The organism is Mycetohabitans endofungorum, from assembly GCF_037477895.1.
Classification (GTDB): domain Bacteria; phylum Pseudomonadota; class Gammaproteobacteria; order Burkholderiales; family Burkholderiaceae; genus Mycetohabitans.
In genome coordinates, this window is sequence record NZ_CP132744.1 from 2,039,826 (window position 1) to 2,059,815 (window position 19,990).

Sequence of the window (19,990 nt, forward strand, 5' to 3'; positions counted from 1 at the left end):
TCTGTCATCGTATTCCTGTCCGCCATGTCCCTCTCTTCCCGCATGCGGTCCGACGGCCGCGTGCCGCCGGCCCCGCCACCCCAGTTCAAGTCCAAGACCCGCGCCGCCCTTGCCGCGTTCCTGCTCGGTTCGCTTGGCGCACATCGGTTCTACCTGTATGGTCCGCGCGACGCGCTGGCGTACTTGCATATTGCCGCGACGGCGCTCGGCGTCGTCGGCGTGCAATGGCTCGTCGCGACGCAGCGAACATCGGTCGCCGGGTGGGGGCTATCGGTGCCCGGTGCTGTCTCGCTCCTGACCGCGTTCCTCGCCGCGATCGTCTATGGCCTGCAGCCGGACGATAAGTGGGACGCCCGCTTCAACCCACACGGCAACCGCCGGAACCGTTCCGGCTGGGGTGTCGTGTTCGTTGTGATCCTGTCGCTGTTCATCGGCGCGATGTTGCTGATGGGCGCGCTGGCGTTAGCGTTCCAGACCTACTTCGAAGCCACGGTCCAGCCGCTGAGCCGTGTCGGCCTCGGCGCGCTAACTTGATCGCATGTTCGCTTGATCGCGGCGCCGCTCATGACAGCGCCGCGCATCAGTCAAACAGGCTCATCTGGGCATCGCCGCGAGAATCGGCCGCGGATCTAGCGACGTGACGGCGGGCAGTGCGCGCCGCGGGCGGCGCGAACGCGGACATGTCCAACGTCCCGTGCCGACGCCCGGTGAACCCCAGCTTGCGCGCCGCCCGTTCAAAACGCTGCTTGAGCAGCTCGGCCCACGCTCCCTGGCCCTTCATTCGTGTGCCGAACGACGCGTCATAATCGTTGCCGCCGCGCATCTCGCGGATCCGGTTCATCACACGCTCGGCTCGGCCAGGGAAATGCGCATCAAGCCATTGCTTAAACAGCGGCGCGACTTCCCAAGGCAGTCTCAATACGATATAGGACGCGCTGCTCGCACCCGCCTGTGCGCAAGCGTCGAGCACCCGCTCCAGATCCGGTTCGGTGATGAACGGAATAACCGGCGCAATGCTGACCCCTACCGGAATACCTGCATCGGCCAGCGTCCGGACCGTGCGCAGCCGGCGCGACGGCGTCGCGGCCCGCGGCTCGAGGGTGCGCGCAACGTCGGCATCCAACGTGGTGACCGTTATCGCGACCAACGCCTGCCCACGGTGCGCCATCGGTGCGAGCAGATCGATGTCCCGTTCGATCAGCGAGGACTTCGTGATCGCTGCCACCGCATGCCGATGCCTGTTCAAGACATCGAGCACGCGCCGGGTGATCCGCAGATCCCGTTCGACCGGCTGATAGGCGTCGGTGTTGACCCCCAGCGCGATCGGCTCGGGCACATAGGACGGCTTGGCCAGTTCGGCGTGCAACAACTCGGGCGCATTGACTTTCGCATAGATACGGCTCTCGAAATCCAGGCCAGGCGACAACCCGAGGTAGCTGTGCGTGGGCCGCGCGAAGCAATAAATGCAGCCGTGCTCGCAGCCACGGTACGGATTCAGCGATACGCTGAATGGAATATCGGGCGATGCATTGCGCGTCAGAATGCGCTTTGCCCGCTCGTTGAACACGCGTGTCTTCAGTGGTGCGATGACATCGCCGTCGCAATCGGCGGCCACGTGCAGCCAGCCGTCGTCCACCGGTTGCCTCTCGTCCACCTCGTAGCGGCCCGCAATGTTCGTGATGGCACCGCGGCCTTTATGTGGCCGCAGTGGCACCACTGGCAACGCATCATCAGCAGGCGATTTGATTAGTTCGCGCGACTCAATACTGTATAAAAATACAGTATCACTCACCCGCCGCAATCGTCAACGTCTCCTTGATTTCCTCCATCACGACATAGCTTTTGGACTGCACCGCCCCGGGCAATTGGAGCAGGATGTCCCCAGTAACTTCCGATAGTCGGACATCTCGCCAATGCGCGCCTTGATCAAATAGTCGAACTCGCCGGAGATCAGGTGGCACTCCAATACCTGCGCAATGCGCTCGACCTCACGCCGGAACTGGCCGAACATGTTGCCGCTTTTGTGATCCAGCGTGATCTCGACGAAGACGAGCAGACCGGCGCCAAGCTTGGCCGGATTCACCCGAGCATAGTAGCCGGTGATCACACCGTCGCGCTCCATACGCCTGACGCGCTCGATACACGGCGTAATCGACAAACCGATACGCTCAGCAAGGTCCTTCATCGCCATGCGCCCGTCGGCCTGCAACAGGTTCAATATCTTGCGGTCGAGCTTATCGAGCGCTCGCACGGGCTGCCTCTGCGTTCTCATGATTAGTTACTAAAAAAACATAAAAATAAAATAACAACAACTGGATGACTCGCAATAGGATAGGCAAATTTACTACCCATTTGCCGACTTGCAGTACTGAGTCGGGATTCAAGCGAATCGGAGCATCGCATGCGTGTCATCGTCCTGGGCAGCGGCGTGGTCGGCGTGGCAAGCGCCTATTACCTGGCGCGGGCAGGCCATAAAGTCACCGTGGTCGACCGCGAGTCGGGCCCCGCGCTGGAGACCAGCTTCGCCAACGCCGGCCAGATCTCGCCGGGCTATGCCGCGCCGTGGGCAGCGCCGGGGGTGCCGCTGAAGGCGCTCAAATGGATGTTCCAGCAGCACGCGCCACTGGCCATTCGACTCGATGGCAGCGCATTCCAGCTCAAATGGATGTGGCACATGCTGCAGAACTGTACCGCCAGCCGGTACGCAACCAACAAGAGCCGGATGGTGCGGCTAGCCGAGTACAGCCGCGACTGCCTACAAACGCTGCGCGCACAGACCGGCATCGCGTATGAGGGGCGCCAAGGCGGCACACTGCAGGTGTTCCGCACGCAGGCGCAGTTGGACGGCGCCGCGAAGGACATCGCGGTACTCGAGGAGGCAGGCGTTCCGTATGAACTGTTGTCGAGCGCCGAGTTGGGCAAAGCCGAACCGGCGCTGCAGCGCGTCGCTCCCAAGTTAACCGGCGGATTGCGGCTGCCCAACGACGAAACCGGTGATTGTCAGCTTTTCACGATGCGACTGGCACAATTGGCCATGTCGCTGGGCGTGCAATTCCGGTTCAACACGCCAATTGACTCGCTCGCCATCGCCGGCGGCCGGATCGCCGGCGTGCAATGCGGCTCCGAATGGCTGCGCGCCGACGCCTACGTGGTCGCGCTGGGCGCATATTCGACCCGCCTGCTGGCCGGCATCGTCAAGGTCCCGGTTTATCCGCTCAAAGGCTATTCGATCACTGCACCGATCGTCGACGCTGCCCGTGCGCCGGTATCGACCGTGCTGGACGAGACGTACAAGATTGCTATCACCCGGTTCGACGACCGGATCCGCGTCGGCGGCATGGCCGAAATCGTCGGTTTCGATACGTCGCTGCGCGATGCGCGCCGCCGCACGCTCGAAATGTGCGTCAACGACCTGTTCCCGGGCGGCGGCGACACGGTGCAGGCAAGCTTTTGGACCGGCTTGCGGCCGATGACCCCCGACGGCACACCGATTGTCGGCCGCACGCCGATGCCCAATTTGTTTCTCAATACCGGTCACGGCACGCTTGGCTGGACCATGTCGTGCGGATCGGGGCAACTGCTCGCCGATCTGATGTCCGGCAAACGACCCGCGATCCAGGCCGACGACCTATCCATGCATCGCTATCTCACCGACGGGGCCAACTCGCGCCGCCCCGCTTACGCCAGCGCGTGAGCGCGCAGGTCCGCAGCCGCCGATCGATCATGAGCATCCTGTCATTGACGGGCGGAACATAACGCATCGCTGCCCGCCCGGTTAAAGTGTAGTGTCGTCATATGGCAGCGCAGAAACGACAAAGGGCGCACGATGCGCCCTTCTGCCAAGCTCTGTCGCGCGTGCATCACGCGACGTGCCAGCCGCTCATAGCGCGTTAACCAGTTCTGGCACCAACGTGAACAGATCGCCTACCAGGCCATAGTCGGCAACGCTGAAAATCGGTGCCTCCGGATCTTTGTTGATCGCCACGATGACCTTGCTGTCCTTCATGCCGGCCAAGTGCTGGATCGCACCGGAAATCCCTACCGCGATGTACAGTTGCGGCGCAACAATCTTGCCGGTCTGCCCCACCTGGTAGTCGTTCGGTACGTACCCCGCGTCAACTGCCGCACGCGAAGCGCCCAGCGCGGCGCCGAGCTTGTCGGCCAGCGGCTCAAGCACTTGCGTATAGTGCTCGCCGCTGCCCAGCCCCCGTCCGCCTGACACGATGATCTGCGCGCTGGTCAATTCCGGGCGCTCCAGCTTGGTCAACTCGCGGCTCACGAAGCTCACGCCGGGCGCTGCCGGCGCCGCGTCGATCGCCTGCACCGGCGCGCTGCCGCCGTCGGCGGCGACCGGATCGAACGCCGTGCCTCGTACCGTGATGACCTTGATCGGATCCGCTGATTGCACCGTTGCGATAGCATTGCCAGCATAGATCGGTCGCTCGAAAGTGTCCACGCTCACCACGGCCGTGATGTCGCTCAGTTGCGCAACGTCCAACTTAGCGGCAAGACGAGGCGCCACGTTCTTGCCGTATGCGGTCGCCGGCAGCACGATGTGTGTGTATTCGCGCGCGATCGGCAGCACCGTTGCCTCGACGTTCTCCGCCAATCCTTCGCCGAGCTGCGGCGCATCGGCCAGCAGCACCTTCGCGACCCCGGCCACGTTGGCCGCCGCGTCGGCCGCGCCGCGCGCGTTGTGCCCCGCCACTAGCACGTGGATTTCGCCGCCCAGTTTCTGCGCGGCCGCTACTGTGTTCAGCGTCGCTGCCTTGAGCGCCGCGTTGTCGTGTTCTGCAATGACCAGTATCGTCATGTCTGCCTCTTTGCGCGTTGTGCGTTACAGTACTTTTGCTTCGCTCTTGAGCTTGTCGACCAGCGTGGCGACATCCGGCACCTTCACGCCTGCGCTGCGCTTGGGCGGCTCGGCCACCTTCAGCGTTTTAAGCCGCGGCGCCACGTTCACGCCCAAGGTCTGCGGCGTCACGGTCTCCAGCGGCTTTTTCTTCGCCTTCATGATATTGGGTAACGTCACATAACGCGGCTCGTTCAGCCGTAGGTCAGTGGTCACCACCGCCGGCAGCGTCAATGACAGCGTCTCGGCGCCGCCGTCCACTTCTCGCGCCACCGTGGCGCGGCCACCTTCGACCGTCACCTGTGAGGCAAACGTGGCCTGCGGCCAGCCAGCCAGCGCGGCCAGCATTTGCCCGGTCTGATTCGAGTCGTCATCGATCGCCTGCTTACCCAGAATCACGAGTTGCGGCTGTTCCCGCGCGACCAGCGCGTTGAGCAACTTAGCAACCGCCAGCGGCTGCAACTCCTCTTGGGCTTCGATCAGGATCGCTCGGTCCGCGCCGATCGCCAGCGCGGTGCGCAGCGTCTCTTGGCACGCCGGCACCCCTGCCGATACGGCAATCACTTCCGTGGCCACGCCCGCTTCCTTTAACCGCACTGCCTCTTCCACCGCGATCTCGTCGAACGGGTTCATCGACATCTTTACATTCGCCACGTCCACGCCCGTGCCGTCCGATTTCACGCGGACCTTCACGTTGTAGTCGACCACTCTCTTGACCGGCACAAGAACTTTCATTCCACGCTCCAAAGTTACGAATACGGCAACTCATCAACGGCCATTATAACGACGAACGGTCGTTCTATTTTAATGACAAAAAAGACCGGCGAGAAACCGTCAACCTGACTCAACCCTCTAGTCCAGACGCCCGATCATGTCAGCCACGACAGGCCCAATACGGATTCATCGTGGCACCTGCGGCAACCGCAGCCCCGACCCAACCATAGCCCCGGCAGCCACAGCGACAGCCTCGACTCAGCCACGGCCATAGTCGCCGTTGCCATAAGCGTGGGCCGACGACGGGCGTTCCCCCATGGTCACCACCCGGCCGCTACGGCACCGCCGTATCGGCTATCAATGTACTGCTTGACTTCCGGCGAATGGTACGCAGCGACCAGCTTCGCGACCCATGGCTTGTCGCGATCAGCCTGGCGCACCGCAAGGATATTCACGTACGGACCATTCGTGTCTTCGATCGCGATCGCATCCCGCCTGGGCTGCAGGCCTGCCTCCATCACGAAATTCATATTGATCGCGCCCGCATCGACATCAGCTAGCGAGCGCGGGAGCTGCGCCGCGTCCAATTCGACAAGCTTGATCTTTTTCGGGTTCTCGACGATGTCCAGCGGCGTGGCTTTCAGCCCCGCGTCCGCGCGCAGCTTCAACATGCCGAGCTTTTGCAACAACAGCAGCGCGCGCCCGCCATTGGTCGGGTCATTCGGCACCGTGATCCTCGCGCCACTGGGCAGGTCCTTTAGCGACTTGACCTTTTTCGAGTAGATGCCCATCGGAAACATCACGGTATCGGCGACCTTGACAATCTTGTAGCGGCGATCCTTGACCTGCGCGTCGAGATAGGGCTGATGCTGGTAGCTGTTCGCGTCGAGATCACCGGCAGCGAGTGCGGCATTCGGCTGCACGTAGTCGGAAAATTCAACGATCTGGAGGTTCAGCCCGTTCCTGGCTGCAACCTTCTTCACAACCTCGAGGATCTGCGCGTGCGGGCCGCCGGTCACGCCCACCTTGATCCGGTCTTGCGCACGCGCGGCACCCATGAAGAACGCTGCGATCCCCAGTGCCGCAACTAGCTTGATCATGAAACGGCGTTGCATCGATTTTCCCTTTTTTCTGAGTCAGAATGGGACTTCTCACCCGGTGGCAGCACTTGCCGGCCAAGCCACGGCGCATCTGCGCCGTGCCGCTATTTGTGGCTAAGCCGGCGCACCAGGTAATCGCCGAAGGACTGCACCAACTGCACGAAGACGATCAGCACGAGCACCACAGCGAGCATGACTTCGGGCAGGAAGCGCTGATAGCCATAGCGGATACCCAGGTCGCCCAAGCCTCCGCCGCCGATCGCCCCCGCCATCGCCGAATAGCCAACCAGCGATACGAACGTCAACGTCAAGCCCGCAACGATACCGGGCCAGGCCTCAGGCAACAAGACCTTGAACACGACCTGCGACGTGGTCGCCCCCATCGCCTGCGCGGCTTCTATCAGGCCACGATCTACCTCGCGCAGCGCGGTCTCGACCAGACGCGCAACAAACGGCGCGGCGGCGATCGTCAGCGGCACAACGGCGGCGGCGGTGCCAATCGACGAGCCGACCACCAAGCGGGTGAACGGAATAACCGCCACCAGCAGGATAATGAAGGGCGTGGAGCGCACCGCGTTGATCAGCATGCCGAGCACACGATTGAGGATTACGTTCTGCAGCACGCCGCCACGCTCGCTCAAGTGCAGCAGCACGCCCAGCGGCAAGCCGATCACGCCGCCGATCGCCCCGGAAATGCCGACCATGATCAGCGTCTCCCAAAACGACTGCACGAACATGTCGAACATCTCAGTCCACATAGTTCAACTCCTCCACGATGACGCCTTGCTCGCGCAGAAAAGCCATTGCCTTTCCGACATTGCCGGGTTCGCCGCTGGCAAGCACGGCAAGCGAGCCGAATGCCTGACCTTGGATCTCGTCGATCTGGCCATGCAGAATGCTGAAATCGAGCGCATATCGCCGAATCGTCTCAGATAATACCGGCTGTTCGACGCCTTGGCCCGAGAACGCGAGCCGTAGCAAATGGTCGCGCCCCGCCTCCAGCCGCTGCTGGACCCTGGCCTTGAGCGCAGGCGGCAATTCCTGCGCGATCACGTCGCCGATCAGCGCGCGCGTGACCTCGTGGTGCGGTTTCAGAAAGACGTCGATCACGTTGCCCTGCTCGACCAAGCGCCCCGCGTCGAGTACCGCGACGCGATCGGCCACTTGCTTGACCACATCCATTTGGTGCGTGATCAAAACGACCGTCAACCCCAATTCTCGATTGATCTGGCGCAGCAGTTCCAGTATCGAGCGCGTGGTTTCCGGGTCCAGCGCCGACGTCGCCTCGTCCGACAGCAATACCTTTGGCCGGCTCGCCAACGCCCGCGCAATACCGACACGTTGCTTCTGTCCACCGCTGATCTGCGCCGGATACCGGTCCCGCTGCGCGGACAATCCGACCAGCTCTAGCAACGGCAACACGACCTTGTCGATCTCCATGCGCCGCTTCCCCGCCAACTCCAGCGGCAACGCGACGTTGTCGTAGACCGTGCGCGAGGACAGTAGGTTGAAATGCTGGAAGATCATGCCGATTTCGCGCCGCGCCGCGCGCAGTCCATCGGCTGACAACGCGGTCAAGTCGCGACCGTCGACAATCACGCGGCCCTCGCTGGGTCGCGTCAACAGGTTGATGGTACGCACCAGCGTACTCTTGCCCGCGCCACTGCGTCCGATGATGCCGAACACTTGGCGCGGCGGCACCGTGAGCGTAACGTTGTGCAGCGCTTCCACCCACCCGCGGGGTCCGGGGAAGCGCTGCGAGATGTTGTGCAGTTCGATCATGGAAAATGAAAAAACGGCGGACGACCGTCTCGTTGCCACAGTCCGCCGCCGCAGTGACCCGTTTTTTCGACCGGCCATTTTATCAAACTGCCACATAGCTGGAAATAATTGTTTCTAGCCAATTTATAACTTACAGAAATTAGATTCGCGCACCGATAGCCGTCACGCTACGACCGGGAGTGCGAGCATTAACGCGGCACTGCTCGTGCGCGGCGACGCGATCGTCACTGTCAATCGTGCCCGACCCGCGGATGACAGGCGCTACAGATGGGCCAGCGCTTTCAGGTGCGCGACGGCACTGCGGCCGAGCGCCGATAGGCTGTAGCCGCCCTCCAAGCAGCTGACAATGCGCCCGTTCGCGTAACGCACAGCGACATCACGCACTTGCCGCGTGATCCATGCGTAGTCATCCTCGACCAACCCCATGTTGCCGAGTTCGTCCTCGCGGTGCGCGTCGAAGCCGGCCGATACGAATATCATCTGCGGTCGGAACGCACCAAGCCGTGGCAGCCAGATCAAGTCGATTGCCTCGCGCACCGCCATGCCCCGGGTGCGGGCCGGCATGGGCAAATTCACCATGTTCGGCGCCTGATTGTTAAAGCCACTGAACGGGTAGAAAGGATGCTGAAAGAAGCTGCACATCAACACCCGCTCGTCGCCAGCGAATGCCGCTTCGGTTCCGTTGCCATGATGGACGTCAAAGTCGATGATCGCCACGCGCGCCAGCCCATGCACGTCCAACGCATGACGCGCCGCGATCGCGACATTGTTGAAGAAGCAAAAACCCATTGCCCGAGCCGGTTCGGCATGGTGGCCGGGCGGGCGCACGCTGCAAAAAGCATTGTCGTAGCGGCCCGCAATGACCGCATCCGTGGCCGCCACCGACGCGCCGGCGGCGCGCAGCGCCGCCCGCCAGCTATGAGGATTCATCTGCGTATCGGCATCGATTTCCGCGTAGCCCTGCTCAGGTGCGGTGTCACGCACGAAATCGATGTGCGCGCGCGTATGGACCCGCGCAAGCGACGCTGCGTCCGCCAATGGAGCCAACTCGTGATGGATCAGCGGATCGATGCCATTGGCAATCAGCTGATCCTCGATCGCGGACAAGCGCGCCGGGCATTCCGGATGCCCCTGCCCCATTTCGTGCAGCCGGCACTCCGGGTGGGTGAAGAAACCTGTTGCCATCGCAATATGGTCGGTTGGGTAACAAACGCGCCCGTGACGCGCCACCTCTTTATGGGTCCCGGCCACCGCATGCGGCGACCCTTTGATTAAATTACCACACCACCCTCGGTTATACTGCGTTGACCCTATCCACCCGGCGTGCCGCCCTTTGCGCATCGGCGCATTGTCTGGGCAACACCAACGCACTGCCGTATTCGTTCGCCGCTTTACTTGTCACGCCTTGCCATGACCGTCTTGTTCGACCTACTGTCGTGCCACCGTTGTCCCCGTTTTCAATCGAGACCTAACCGCGTAATGACCCGCGGGACACAGGCGGTGCTGTTCATGCTCGCCACCGCGCATGGCGCGGCGCTCGCCGCGCCGATCAGCACGGCGCCGAGCGGCTCCCGCCCGATGATCGTCGCCCAGGCGCAACCGGAGACGCCGGTGCCGCCAGGCCAGACGTTCGAGGAGGAAATCGTGCCGCAGCGCTATGCGGCCAATCCGAATGTCGATGCGTTCATCAACGACATGGTCGCCCGGTACGATTTCGATTCGAAGGCGCTGCACGCGCTGTTCAACCAAGCCGTGTATTCGAAAACCGCGGTCAAGCTGGTACTTCCCGCTCCAACGCCAACACTCAAGAATTGGCAGGCATACCAGGCACGCTTCATTGAACCGGTGCGCATCAACGCGGGTGTGGAGTTCTGGCAACAGAATAAGGCGGTGCTGCAACAAGCTAGCGAACAATTCGGCGTGCCGCCGGAAGTGATCGTCGGCATCATTGGCGTCGAAACATTGTATGGCCGGTACATGGGCAACTTCCGCGTGCTCGACGCGCTGACCACCCTCGCGTTCGATTATCCAGACACGTCCAATCGCACGCAACGCATGGCGCTGTTCCGCAAGAACCTAGAGGACTTCCTGGTCTGGACCCGCAGTGCCGGCATCGAGCCGACCACGGTGCTGGGCTCCTACACGGGCGCAATCGGCATCCCGCAGTTCCTGCCGAGCAGCATCATCGAATACGCGCTCGATTACGAGGGCAATCACCGTATCGACTTGCGCAACAGCCCGGCCGATGCAATCGGCAGCGTCGCCAACTATCTGAAGCAGCACGGCTGGGAAAGCGGCCGGCCGGTCGTATGGCACATTCGCGCGGATGCCGGCAGCATTGGCATTGCGCAGGCCGCCGCGCACGGGCAGGCCGAACCTCGCTGGGCGCTGCAACAACTGTTGCGCGCCGGCATGCTACTCGATGAACGCGGCGTCGATACGGCAAGCGAAGCCGGAACACCTGTGACCGTGGTCGAACTGCCCACCCCCGGACAACCCCCGCAGTACATGCTCGGGTTAAGAAATTTCTACGTGTTGACCCGTTACAATCGCAGCTTCTTTTATGCACTGGCGGTGTATCAACTGGGCGAACGGGTCAAGGCGCAGATGCAAGCCCTTTCCGCGACACCGCCTCGGCCGGCAGCACCCGCCGCGCCGTCCGCGCTGCAGTAGCGGTTACGCGGAGAACACGCCTGTCGACAGGTACCGGTCGCCACGGTCGCAAACGATGAACACGATAGTAGCGTTCTGCGTTTGCCGCGCGATGCGCAACGCAACCTCGCAGGCCCCACCGGACGAAATGCCGCAGAAAATGCCTTCGACGGCGGCCAACCGGCGCGCCATCGCCTCCGATGCCGGCTGGCTCACGTGCTCGATGCGGTCCACGCGCGCGCGGTCGAAGATCTTCGGTAGATACGCGTCCGGCCACTTGCGAATGCCCGGGATACGGGAACCCTCGTCCGGTTGTGCGCCGATGATTTCGATGCGCGTGTTCTGCTCCTTTAGGTATTGCGACACGCCCATGATCGTGCCGGTGGTGCCCATAGACGAAACGAAATGCGTGACACGCCCATCAGTATCACGCCAGATCTCTGGCCCGGTACCCTCGTAGTGTGCAGCCGGGTTATCCGGGTTGGCGAATTGGTCGAGTATCACGCCCTTGCCGTCGCGCTGCATTTGCTCGGCCAGGTCGCGTGCATACTCCATGCCGCCTTTGACCGGCGTCAGCACGATCTGCGCGCCATACGCGGCCATGCTCTGCTGGCGCTCGACCGACAGATCCTCTGGCATCAACAGCACCATCTTGTAGCCTCGGATCGCTGCCGCCATCGCCAGCGCAATGCCCGTATTGCCGCTGGTCGCCTCGATCAGCGTATCTCCTGGTTTGATGCGACCGCGTTGCTCAGCCTTGCTGATCATTGACAGCGCGGGACGGTCCTTCACTGATCCGGCCGGATTGTTTCCCTCGAGCTTAGCCAGAATCACATTGCCCCGGCTGTGGATGTCATCTTCAGGCAGCCTGACCAGTTGAACTAGCGGCGTGTTGCCGATTGTGTCTTGAATTGTTTTATAAGCCATGGCTGCCCTTGCCCGGGAAAGGTCGCAACTTTTTATTGTAAAGCGGAACCGCGCACGCGCGCTCGCGCACCGTTGCCGCAATGCGGGTTACCGCACGCTCGCGGCTGCGGGCGCGCAGTGCTGTTCCGGCGACGCAGCATCGAAAACCAGGCCCTGTGCCTGCCACTTCGCCACCGACTTCGCACCCACGCGCTTGACGCGTCGCACGAGATCGTTCGCGCTACTGAACGGGCCCTGCGCGTCCCGAGCTTCGATGATTGCCTGCGCAGTGGATGGACCGATCCCGCGGATCGTCTGCAGCATCGCATCATCCGCAGCGTTGATCTGCACGCGTGGCGACGCCGCGGCCAAGCCCGCGGTCAGCCACAGCACCACCGCCATGCGCGGCGCGTTCAGCGTATTGAGCAGCGTACCCATCGAATCTCCCAACGAACTCGCACCGGCGGCCATCGCCGACACAGGATGCTAGTCTACGAAGGACGAGGGTGCCGCCGCAGTCAGCCGTTCAGCCAACGCACGTAGCGCGCCACGCCTTCCTGCACGGTCAGGAACGGAGCCTCATAGCCGGCGGCGCGCAGCTTGGTGAGATCGGCCTGTGTGAAGCACTGGTACTTGCCGCGCAGCGCGTCCGGAAATGCGATGTACTCGAGCGTGCCGTTCATGACCAGTTCAGAAAGCGGCAACGCCGGCTTGCCATCGAGTTCGCGTAACGTGTTCACGACAGTCATCGCGATATCGTTGAACGGTTGTGCACGGCCCGTACCAAGATTGAAAATGCCCGACTTGTCCGGGTGATCGAAGAAAAACAGGTTCACCTTGACCACATCTTCGACGGACACGAAATCCCGCGTCTGCTCGCCAGCCGCATAGCCGTTGTATTCGCCAAATAGCTTGACGTGGCGTTGCGCACGGAACTCGTTGAAGTTGTGGAATGCCACCGACGCCATACGCCCCTTGTGCGTCTCGCGAGGACCATAGACGTTAAAATAGCGAAAGCCCACGATCTGGCTTGCTGCGTCGGGCAGCATGCGCCGCACGACCTGGTCGAACAGAAACTTCGAGTAGCCGTAGACGTTCAACGGACTTTCCGAACCCCGCTCCTCGACAAACGTCGTCGAGCCGCCGTAGATCGCCGCGGACGACGCGTACAGGAACTGGGCACGCTGCGCGACGCAGGCTTCCAGCACCGCGCGGCTGTACGTGAAATTGTTGTCCATCATGTAGCGCCCGTCCGTTTCCATCGTGTCGGAGCAGGCACCTTCGTGAAATACTGCACGCACCTTGCCGAAGTTATGACGGCGCAAGCGCTCGACAAACTCGCGCTTGTCGATGTAGTCGTCGATCTCGCAATCGACGAGGTTGCGGAACTTGTCCGAGCGTGTCAGGTTGTCGACAGCGATGATCCGGCGTTCGCCGCGCTCGTTCAATCCCTTGACGATGTTACTGCCAATGAAGCCGGCCGCGCCGGTAACGATGATGGTCATAAATTGCGCATCCGTGGAATAAGTTCAGGCACGTGCCGCACATCAGGCCGATGCCGGCGGGTCGGGGAACAGTTCGTCGTAGCTCACGATCGCGGTACCGAGCTTGCCGACCACGACGCCGGCGGCGCGATTCGCCTGACGAACCGCCTCAGCAAGCGGCACGCCGGCACCGAGCATGGTCGCCAGCGTCGCGATGACCGTATCGCCTGCGCCCGACACATCATACACTTCGCGTGCAAGCGCCGACTCGTGCAACATGCCGGCATCGGTGAATAGCGTCATGCCTTCCTCCGAACGGGTCAGCAGCAATGCGCAGAACTGCAGCGAGGCGCGCAATGCCTCCACGCGCGCATGCAGGTCCGCCTCGGACTTCCAGTGGCCGACGACCTCAATCAACTCCGCCCGGTTCGGCGTGATCAGCGTCGCACCGCGGTAGCGCTCCCAGTCATCCCCCTTCGGGTCAACCAGCACGGGCTTGCCAGCCGCCTGCGCGGCCTCGATCATCCGCCTCACGTGCGTCAGGCCACCTTTCGCGTAGTCGGACAACAACACAACATCATGGTCGGGCAGCAGCGTCTCGAACTTCGCCAGCCCGGCCAGCAATACCTCGTGCGCCGGCGTCTTTTCGAAATCGATCCGCAGCAATTGTTGCTGGCGCGACAAGATGCGCAGCTTGATCGTCGTCGGCAATGCAGGATCGCGCTCCAGGTGCGCGTTCACGCTGCTCTGGCCGAGCAGCTCGACGATACGCTCGCCCGGCTCATCATGTCCCACCACGCACAGCAGTCCCGCCTGGGCGCCCAGCGCCGATACGTTGCGCGCGACGTTGGCGGCGCCGCCCAGACGATCCTCAGTGCGCTGCACGTGGACAACGGGCACCGGCGCCTCCGGCGAGATCCGCGTGACATCGCCGAACCAATAGCGATCCAGCATCACGTCGCCGACGACCAGCACGCGCGAAGTAGCAAGCTGTGGCCGCTGCACGGTCGGCACCTGTTGCAACGCGCTCGCCGCGTCGGCGGTGGCCGCTTCGCTCGCGGCATGCAGCGCCAAACGCGAAATCGGCCTGTCAGACACGCTGCACCTCACTGAGCATCGCATTGGCCGGCGCCGTACCGCGGCCAATCGCGTAGTATTCGATGCCAAACTCGGCCATCGCATTGGGCTCGTACAAGTTGCGCCCGTCGAACACCAGCGGCGCCTTCAGCGCACGCTTGAGCGCGTTGAAATCCGGACTCTTGAACGCCTTCCACTCGGTCATGATTGCCAGTGCGTCCGCGCCGTGCACCGCCTCGGCCTGCGTGGGAACGAACGACAGCCGCGCCTGCGCTTGCGGCTCATCGCGCAGATCCAACGCCAACACCCGCCGCGCCTCCTGCATCGCCACCGGATCGTACGCACGCACCGTCGCCCCGCGCCTGAGCAGTGCCATGATCAACGTGCGGCTCGGCGCCTCGCGCATGTCATCCGTATTCGGCTTGAACGCCAGCCCCCACACCGCCACCGTGCGCCCGCTCAAGTCCTGTCCCAGCCGCGCCGTGATCTTGTCCACCAGCACGCTCTTTTGCGCGTCGTTCACCGCCTCCACCGCCTCCAGGATCCGTAGCGTGCGCCCATACTCGTGCGCCGTACGCATCAGCGCCTGCACGTCCTTTGGAAAGCAAGAGCCGCCGTAGCCCGCCCCCGCGTACAAAAAGCTGTAGCCGATGCGTGGGTCCGAGCCGATCCCCCGGCGCACCGCCTCGATGTCCGCCCCCACCCGGTCCGCCAAGTTCGCCAACTCGTTCATGAACGAGATCCGCGTGGCCAGCATCGCGTTGGCCGCATACTTGGTGAACTCCGCTGAGCGAACGTCCATGTACATCGTGCGCTCGTGGTTCCGGTTGAACGGCTTGTACAGCCGCTTCATCTGCTCGCGCGCGTACTTGCCGGCCTCGTCGTCGTCGCTGCCGATCACGATCCGGTCAGGACGCATGAAATCGTCCACCGCCGCGCCTTCCTTCAAAAACTCCGGATTCGACACCACCGAGAAACCATGCCCCGCCCCGCGCCGCGCCAACTCCTCGGCCACGGCCGCGCCCACTCGCTCGGCCGTGCCCACTGGCACCGTCGACTTGTCCACGATCACCTTGAAGCCCTGCATGTGCCGGCCAATATTGCGTGCCGCCGCCAGCACGTACTGTAGGTCCGCCGAGCCATCCTCGTCCGGCGGCGTGCCCACCGCGATGAACTGCACATCCCCGTGCGCCACGCTCGCTTCCACCTGCGTGGAGAACTGCAACCGCCCCGCCGCGCGGTTGCGATCGATCAGCTCCTTGAGCCCCGGCTCGTGGATCGGCACGCCCCCGCCATTCAAAGTCTCAATCTTGCGCGGATCCACGTCCAGGCAGAACACGTCGTTACCCAACTCCGCCAGGCATGCGCCAGTGACCAGGCCAACATAGCCTGTGCCGATAATGGTGATTTTCATGCTTATTTAAATCCGATGAGGTTCACGGTCCTTTTCCAGGACCGCGCGCAGCACGCCGATCACAATCGGCGTGTCGTGCACCGTCAGTTCGCCGCCGCGATCGGCTCGACCCGCCGAGGCGCGTAGGTTTCCCAGCCGCTGCAGCCGGGGCACTGCCAGTAGAATAACCGCGCCCGAAAACCGCAGTTCTGGCACGTATATCGCGGCAGATTTTTCGTGCGCTGCCGGATCAACGTGCGCATCAGTTCCAGTTCGCCCTTGCGAGGCTCTTCGGCCACCGCAATCTGCGCTTCGAGCAGCCGCGTCATGCCCGCCAGGTTGGGTGACTTCTGCATCTGCGTACGCGCCAGCGCATGCGCGGCATCCGCGCCACGCAACTCGGCGATGTGCTTGTAGGCGGCGTCAAGCAGATCGTTCGACGGATACGCCTCGACATAGTGCGTCAACAGCGCGGCGCCCTGCGCCGACCAGCCGGTCGCCGCATACGCTTGCATCAGCTTGTTGGCAACCAGCGGCAAGTAGGCGGGATTCTGCTGCTCGACCTGTCGCCAATACTCGAGCGCCCGCGTCGGTTCGTGACACGCCATCTCAACATCGCCGCTCAGGATCGTTGCTCGCACATTCTGTGGGTTGCACCGCAGCGCCTGTTGTAGTGCGTTGCGTGCATCGTCTATCCGCTTGTACTGCAACGCTTCCTGCGCAAGCTCGCAGTGGAATTGCGAAATCTCCTTGCCCAGCGGCGGCGCGCCCATCGCCTCGATTCGTTGCGCCGCCTCGATCGCCTTGTGCCAGTCCTTCTCGATTTCGAAGATGGTCAACAGCGCCCGCAACGCACCGAGTGCGTAGCCGCCACTGTGCAACCGCTGGAAGGTCTCTTCCGCCCGATCGAGCAGTCCAGCTTTTAAAAAGTCCTGGCCAAGCTCGTACAACGCATGGTCGCGCTCGTTGGCCGGCAAGTCCTCACGCGACAGCAGGTTCTGATGAACCCGGATCGCGCGTTCCGTCTCGCCGCGCCGACGAAACAAACTGCCCAAGGCAAAGTGAAGCTCGGTTGTCTCCGGATCTAGCTTCACCACTTCGATGAACGCGTCGATGGCTTGATCCGGTTGCTCATTGAGCAGGAAATTCAAACCCCGGAAGTAAGAGCGCGGCAAGTTCGCGCTCTCGGACAGCAGGTGTTTCAGGTCATAGCGGGCCGCGACCCAGCCCAGCCCGAAGGCCACCGGGATGATGAGCAACCACCAGAAATCAAGATCCATGAATGTGATTCGTTGAGCATACGCGTGCCGGACGCGTCAGATGATCGGCGGCATCGGCGGTTCGTCCGTCGTCACTGGTGTCTGCCGGGCCGTCTTCAGCTCGCGCTTGAGTCGGCCGTTTTCGAGCCGCAACCGGAAGACCGCCGGCAGCACCGACACCAGCCCGGCAAGCAGGCCGACCACGAAAAATGCGAGCCCGATCACGATCAATGGCGCATTCCACGTATAGCCGGCTAGGAAGTTCAGTGTCACGCCTTGCGTGTTGGCAAGCGCCAGCACCAGCAGCAACACGAATACGATGACACGGATCAGCCAGACAATGAGCTTCATGGGCAATCTCGATGACGGCGACCGGACAGCGGATCGCCAGCGAATTGGACAAACGACCCGCACCCGCGCATCGGGTAGCCGGGCCGTGGCAGGGAACCGAACCGTGGCCGGGGGCCGGAAAAAGTGCCCGTATTGTAATGGAAGCGCTCGCACTCACCTACTGGCACGCCCAACGGCGTGCGTGTTTGGCCACAACCGGCCACCGGAGCCGCCGGCACCGTGCGATGCCAGTCAAAGAAAAAGCGCCAAATGGCGCTTTTTCGATGGTTGCCGAAACAGCAGGCCTCCCGATATTGCCGTCATGCGTCGTCCGACGCCTCGGCGCTGTCGGCCTTCATCGGTTGGCCGGCCTTGCCGTCAACCCGCTCGCGCAACTCCTTGCCCGGCTTGAAGTGCGGCACCCATTTCTCCGGGACCTGGACTCGCTCGCCAGACTTGGGGTTGCGTCCGATCCGGGCCGGACGACGATTCAGTGCAAAGCTGCCAAAGCCGCGTATCTCGATGCGATGACCATTGGCAAGCGCGTCGGACATCGCATCGAGCATCGCCTTGACTGCAAAATCCGCATCCTTTAGGACAAGTTGCGGAAATCGCAGCGCCAGTTGAGCGACCAACTCGGATTTGGTCATGCTGCCTTACTGGTTCTGTTGACCGTCCAGCTTTGCCTTGAGCAACGCACCGAGGTTAGTCGTGCCGCTGGCGGCCGCGCTGCTGTCGGTTTGCAGGCCGCGCATCGCTTGCTGCTGCTCCGCGGAATCCTTCGCCTTGATCGACAGCTGGATACCGCGCGATTTGCGGTCAATGTTGATGACCATCGCGTTGACCTTGTCACCTTCCTTCAGCACATTGCGCGCGTCCTCGACACGGTCCTGCGCGATTTCCGACGCCCGCAGATAGCCTTCGACCTCAGCGCTCAACTGGATCACGGCGCCCTTCGGATCGACAGCCTTGACCGTACCATCGACGGTTGAGCCCTTGTCGTTCATCGCCACGAAGTTGTTGAACGGGTCGCCTTCCAACTGCTTGATACCCAGCGAGATGCGCTCCTTCTCGACATCGATGCCGAGCACCATGGCCTCAACCTCGTCGCCCTTCTTGTACTTGCGAACCGCTTCTTCACCGGATTCGCTCCACGACAGGTCCGACAAGTGCACCAGGCCATCAATCCCGCCCGGCAGGCCGATGAACACGCCGAAATCGGTAATCGACTTGATTGCGCCGGTGATTTTATCGCCCTTCTTGAAGTTGCGGCTGAAGTCATCCCACGGGTTCGGCTTGCATTGCTTCATGCCGAGGCTGATACGGCGGCGATCCTCGTCGATCTCGAGCACCATGACTTCCACTTCGTCACCGAGCTGCACCACCTTGCTCGGCGCGACGTTCTTGTTGGTCCAGTCCATCTCGGACACGTGCACGAGGCCTTCGATGCCCGACTCGACCTCGACAAACGCGCCGTAGTCGGTGATGTTCGTGACCTTGCCGAACAGCCGCGTGCCCGATGGGTAGCGACGCGAAATGCCTTCCCACGGATCGTCGCCGAGCTGCTTGATGCCAAGCGACACACGGTTCTTTTCCTGATCGAACTTCAGGATCTTCGCGGTCACTTCCTGGCCCACAGACAGCACTTCACTTGGGTGACGCACGCGACGCCACGCGATGTCGGTGATGTGCAGCAAGCCGTCGATGCCGCCGAGGTCAACGAACGCACCGTAGTCGGTGATGTTCTTCACGACGCCATTGACGATCGCGCCTTCCTTCAGCGTCTCGAGCAGCTTCGCGCGCTCTTCGCCTTGCGTGGCTTCGATCACCGCGCGGCGCGACAGCACGACGTTGTTACGCTTGCGGTCCAGTTTGATCACGCGGAACTCGAGCGTCTTGCCCTCGTACGGCGTCGTGTCCTTGACCGGACGGGTGTCAACCAGCGAGCCGGGCAGGAACGCACGGATGCCGTTGACCATCACGGTCATGCCGCCCTTGACCTTGCCGGTGATCGTGCCGGTCACAAGCTCGTTGTTGTCCAGCGCCTTTTCAAGCGCAAGCCACGAAGCAAGACGCTTGGCCTTATCGCGCGACAGGATCGTATCGCCATAGCCGTTCTCGAGGGCGTCGATCGCGACCGATACGAAATCGCCCGCCTGCACCTCAACCTCGCCCTGATCATTCAGGAACTCTTCGATCGGAATGTAGGCTTCAGACTTCAGACCCGCGTTGACGACCACGAAATTGTGGTCAACGCGCACGACTTCGGCAGAGATCACTTCGCCTGCGCGCATGTCCTGGCGGGTCAGCGACTCTTCGAACAGAGCCGCAAAAGATTCAGTATTCGGGTTAGAGGTTTGCAGGTCGGACATAAAAATGAAATGGTGCATGGCGGGACTCGGCTTCATGATCGCCGGCGACCGCATGCGGGGTTAAGGGTT

At 62.4% G+C, this 19,990-nt stretch carries 19 protein-coding genes and 1 pseudogene; 3 read left to right on the forward strand and 17 right to left on the reverse strand.

The window, feature by feature from the left end:
• The first annotated feature begins 42 nt into the window (after nucleotides 1-42).
• Nucleotides 43-534 (forward strand): TM2 domain-containing protein, encoded by a 492-nt coding sequence (locus RA167_RS08870; protein WP_076787315.1) that lies wholly within the window; start codon nucleotides 43-45, stop codon nucleotides 532-534.
• Nucleotides 535-580: 46 nt separating this feature from the next.
• Here RA167_RS08870 and RA167_RS08875 read toward each other — a convergent pair whose 3' ends face one another.
• Nucleotides 581-1,747, reverse strand: a complete 1,167-nt coding sequence (locus tag RA167_RS08875) for a PA0069 family radical SAM protein (RefSeq protein WP_076787317.1) — start codon at nucleotides 1,745-1,747, stop codon at nucleotides 581-583.
• Nucleotides 1,748-1,784: 37 nt separating this feature from the next.
• Nucleotides 1,785-2,272, reverse strand: a pseudogene (locus RA167_RS08880) (winged helix-turn-helix transcriptional regulator).
• Nucleotides 2,273-2,401: 129 nt separating this feature from the next.
• Here RA167_RS08880 and RA167_RS08885 point away from each other — a divergent pair.
• A complete protein-coding gene (locus RA167_RS08885; RefSeq protein ID WP_076785265.1) occupies nucleotides 2,402-3,694 on the forward strand; it encodes a D-amino acid dehydrogenase in 1,293 nt (430 codons plus the stop codon).
• Between the two features lie 186 nt (nucleotides 3,695-3,880).
• Here the strand turns inward: RA167_RS08885 and RA167_RS08890 are convergent, their stop codons facing one another.
• The 6 genes from RA167_RS08890 to RA167_RS08915 all read right to left on the reverse strand — a co-directional run bounded on the left by RA167_RS08890 (nucleotide 3,881) and on the right by RA167_RS08915 (nucleotide 9,633).
• Nucleotides 3,881-4,813: an electron transfer flavoprotein subunit alpha/FixB family protein gene (locus RA167_RS08890; RefSeq protein ID WP_076785266.1), complete on the reverse strand. Its 933-nt coding sequence runs from the start codon at nucleotides 4,811-4,813 to the stop codon at nucleotides 3,881-3,883.
• A gap of 24 nt (nucleotides 4,814-4,837) precedes the next feature.
• Complete coding sequence (locus tag RA167_RS08895; protein ID WP_076785267.1) at nucleotides 4,838-5,587, reverse strand: electron transfer flavoprotein subunit beta/FixA family protein; 750 nt, start codon at nucleotides 5,585-5,587, stop codon at nucleotides 4,838-4,840.
• A 299-nt stretch (nucleotides 5,588-5,886) separates the two neighbouring features.
• Nucleotides 5,887-6,681 (reverse strand): MetQ/NlpA family ABC transporter substrate-binding protein, encoded by a 795-nt coding sequence (locus RA167_RS08900; protein WP_076785268.1) that lies wholly within the window; start codon nucleotides 6,679-6,681, stop codon nucleotides 5,887-5,889.
• Nucleotides 6,682-6,770: 89 nt separating this feature from the next.
• A complete protein-coding gene (locus tag RA167_RS08905; RefSeq protein ID WP_076785269.1) occupies nucleotides 6,771-7,424 on the reverse strand; it encodes a methionine ABC transporter permease in 654 nt (217 codons plus the stop codon).
• Complete coding sequence (locus tag RA167_RS08910) at nucleotides 7,414-8,448, reverse strand: methionine ABC transporter ATP-binding protein (protein ID WP_076785270.1); 1,035 nt, start codon at nucleotides 8,446-8,448, stop codon at nucleotides 7,414-7,416. The genes RA167_RS08905 and RA167_RS08910 overlap by 11 nt, the downstream gene beginning before the upstream one ends.
• 261 nt (nucleotides 8,449-8,709) lie before the next feature.
• On the reverse strand, nucleotides 8,710-9,633 hold the full coding sequence (locus RA167_RS08915; RefSeq protein WP_076785271.1) for a histone deacetylase family protein: 924 nt from the start codon (nucleotides 9,631-9,633) through the stop codon (nucleotides 8,710-8,712).
• Between the two features lie 294 nt (nucleotides 9,634-9,927).
• Between RA167_RS08915 and mltB the strand changes: the two genes are divergently transcribed.
• Nucleotides 9,928-11,121: a lytic murein transglycosylase B gene (mltB, locus tag RA167_RS08920; protein WP_370642904.1), complete on the forward strand. Its 1,194-nt coding sequence runs from the start codon at nucleotides 9,928-9,930 to the stop codon at nucleotides 11,119-11,121.
• A gap of 3 nt (nucleotides 11,122-11,124) precedes the next feature.
• Here mltB and cysM read toward each other — a convergent pair whose 3' ends face one another.
• The 9 genes from cysM to rpsA all read right to left on the reverse strand — a co-directional run bounded on the left by cysM (nucleotide 11,125) and on the right by rpsA (nucleotide 19,939).
• Nucleotides 11,125-12,027: a cysteine synthase CysM gene (gene cysM, locus RA167_RS08925; protein ID WP_076785273.1), complete on the reverse strand. Its 903-nt coding sequence runs from the start codon at nucleotides 12,025-12,027 to the stop codon at nucleotides 11,125-11,127.
• An 87-nt stretch (nucleotides 12,028-12,114) separates the two neighbouring features.
• Nucleotides 12,115-12,444, reverse strand: coding sequence for a ComEA family DNA-binding protein (locus RA167_RS08930; RefSeq protein ID WP_170872451.1), 330 nt, complete (start codon nucleotides 12,442-12,444; stop codon nucleotides 12,115-12,117).
• Nucleotides 12,445-12,524: 80 nt separating this feature from the next.
• A complete protein-coding gene (rfaD, locus tag RA167_RS08935) occupies nucleotides 12,525-13,511 on the reverse strand; it encodes an ADP-glyceromanno-heptose 6-epimerase (protein ID WP_076785274.1) in 987 nt (328 codons plus the stop codon).
• A 42-nt stretch (nucleotides 13,512-13,553) separates the two neighbouring features.
• Entirely contained in the window at nucleotides 13,554-14,672 is a 1,119-nt protein-coding gene (rfaE1, locus tag RA167_RS08940) for a D-glycero-beta-D-manno-heptose-7-phosphate kinase (RefSeq protein WP_139336988.1), read from the reverse strand.
• A complete protein-coding gene (locus RA167_RS08945; RefSeq protein WP_076785276.1) occupies nucleotides 14,581-15,981 on the reverse strand; it encodes a UDP-glucose dehydrogenase family protein in 1,401 nt (466 codons plus the stop codon). The genes rfaE1 and RA167_RS08945 overlap by 92 nt, the downstream gene beginning before the upstream one ends.
• Before the next feature lie 83 nt (nucleotides 15,982-16,064).
• Nucleotides 16,065-17,240 (reverse strand): lipopolysaccharide assembly protein LapB, encoded by a 1,176-nt coding sequence (lapB, locus tag RA167_RS08950; protein ID WP_076785277.1) that lies wholly within the window; start codon nucleotides 17,238-17,240, stop codon nucleotides 16,065-16,067.
• A gap of 36 nt (nucleotides 17,241-17,276) precedes the next feature.
• Nucleotides 17,277-17,570 (reverse strand): LapA family protein, encoded by a 294-nt coding sequence (locus tag RA167_RS08955; protein ID WP_076785278.1) that lies wholly within the window; start codon nucleotides 17,568-17,570, stop codon nucleotides 17,277-17,279.
• 299 nt (nucleotides 17,571-17,869) lie between these two features.
• On the reverse strand, nucleotides 17,870-18,199 hold the full coding sequence (locus tag RA167_RS08960) for an integration host factor subunit beta (protein ID WP_076785279.1): 330 nt from the start codon (nucleotides 18,197-18,199) through the stop codon (nucleotides 17,870-17,872).
• A gap of 6 nt (nucleotides 18,200-18,205) precedes the next feature.
• Complete coding sequence (gene rpsA / locus RA167_RS08965) at nucleotides 18,206-19,939, reverse strand: 30S ribosomal protein S1 (protein WP_338876724.1); 1,734 nt, start codon at nucleotides 19,937-19,939, stop codon at nucleotides 18,206-18,208.
• Nucleotides 19,940-19,990 lie beyond the last annotated feature (51 nt).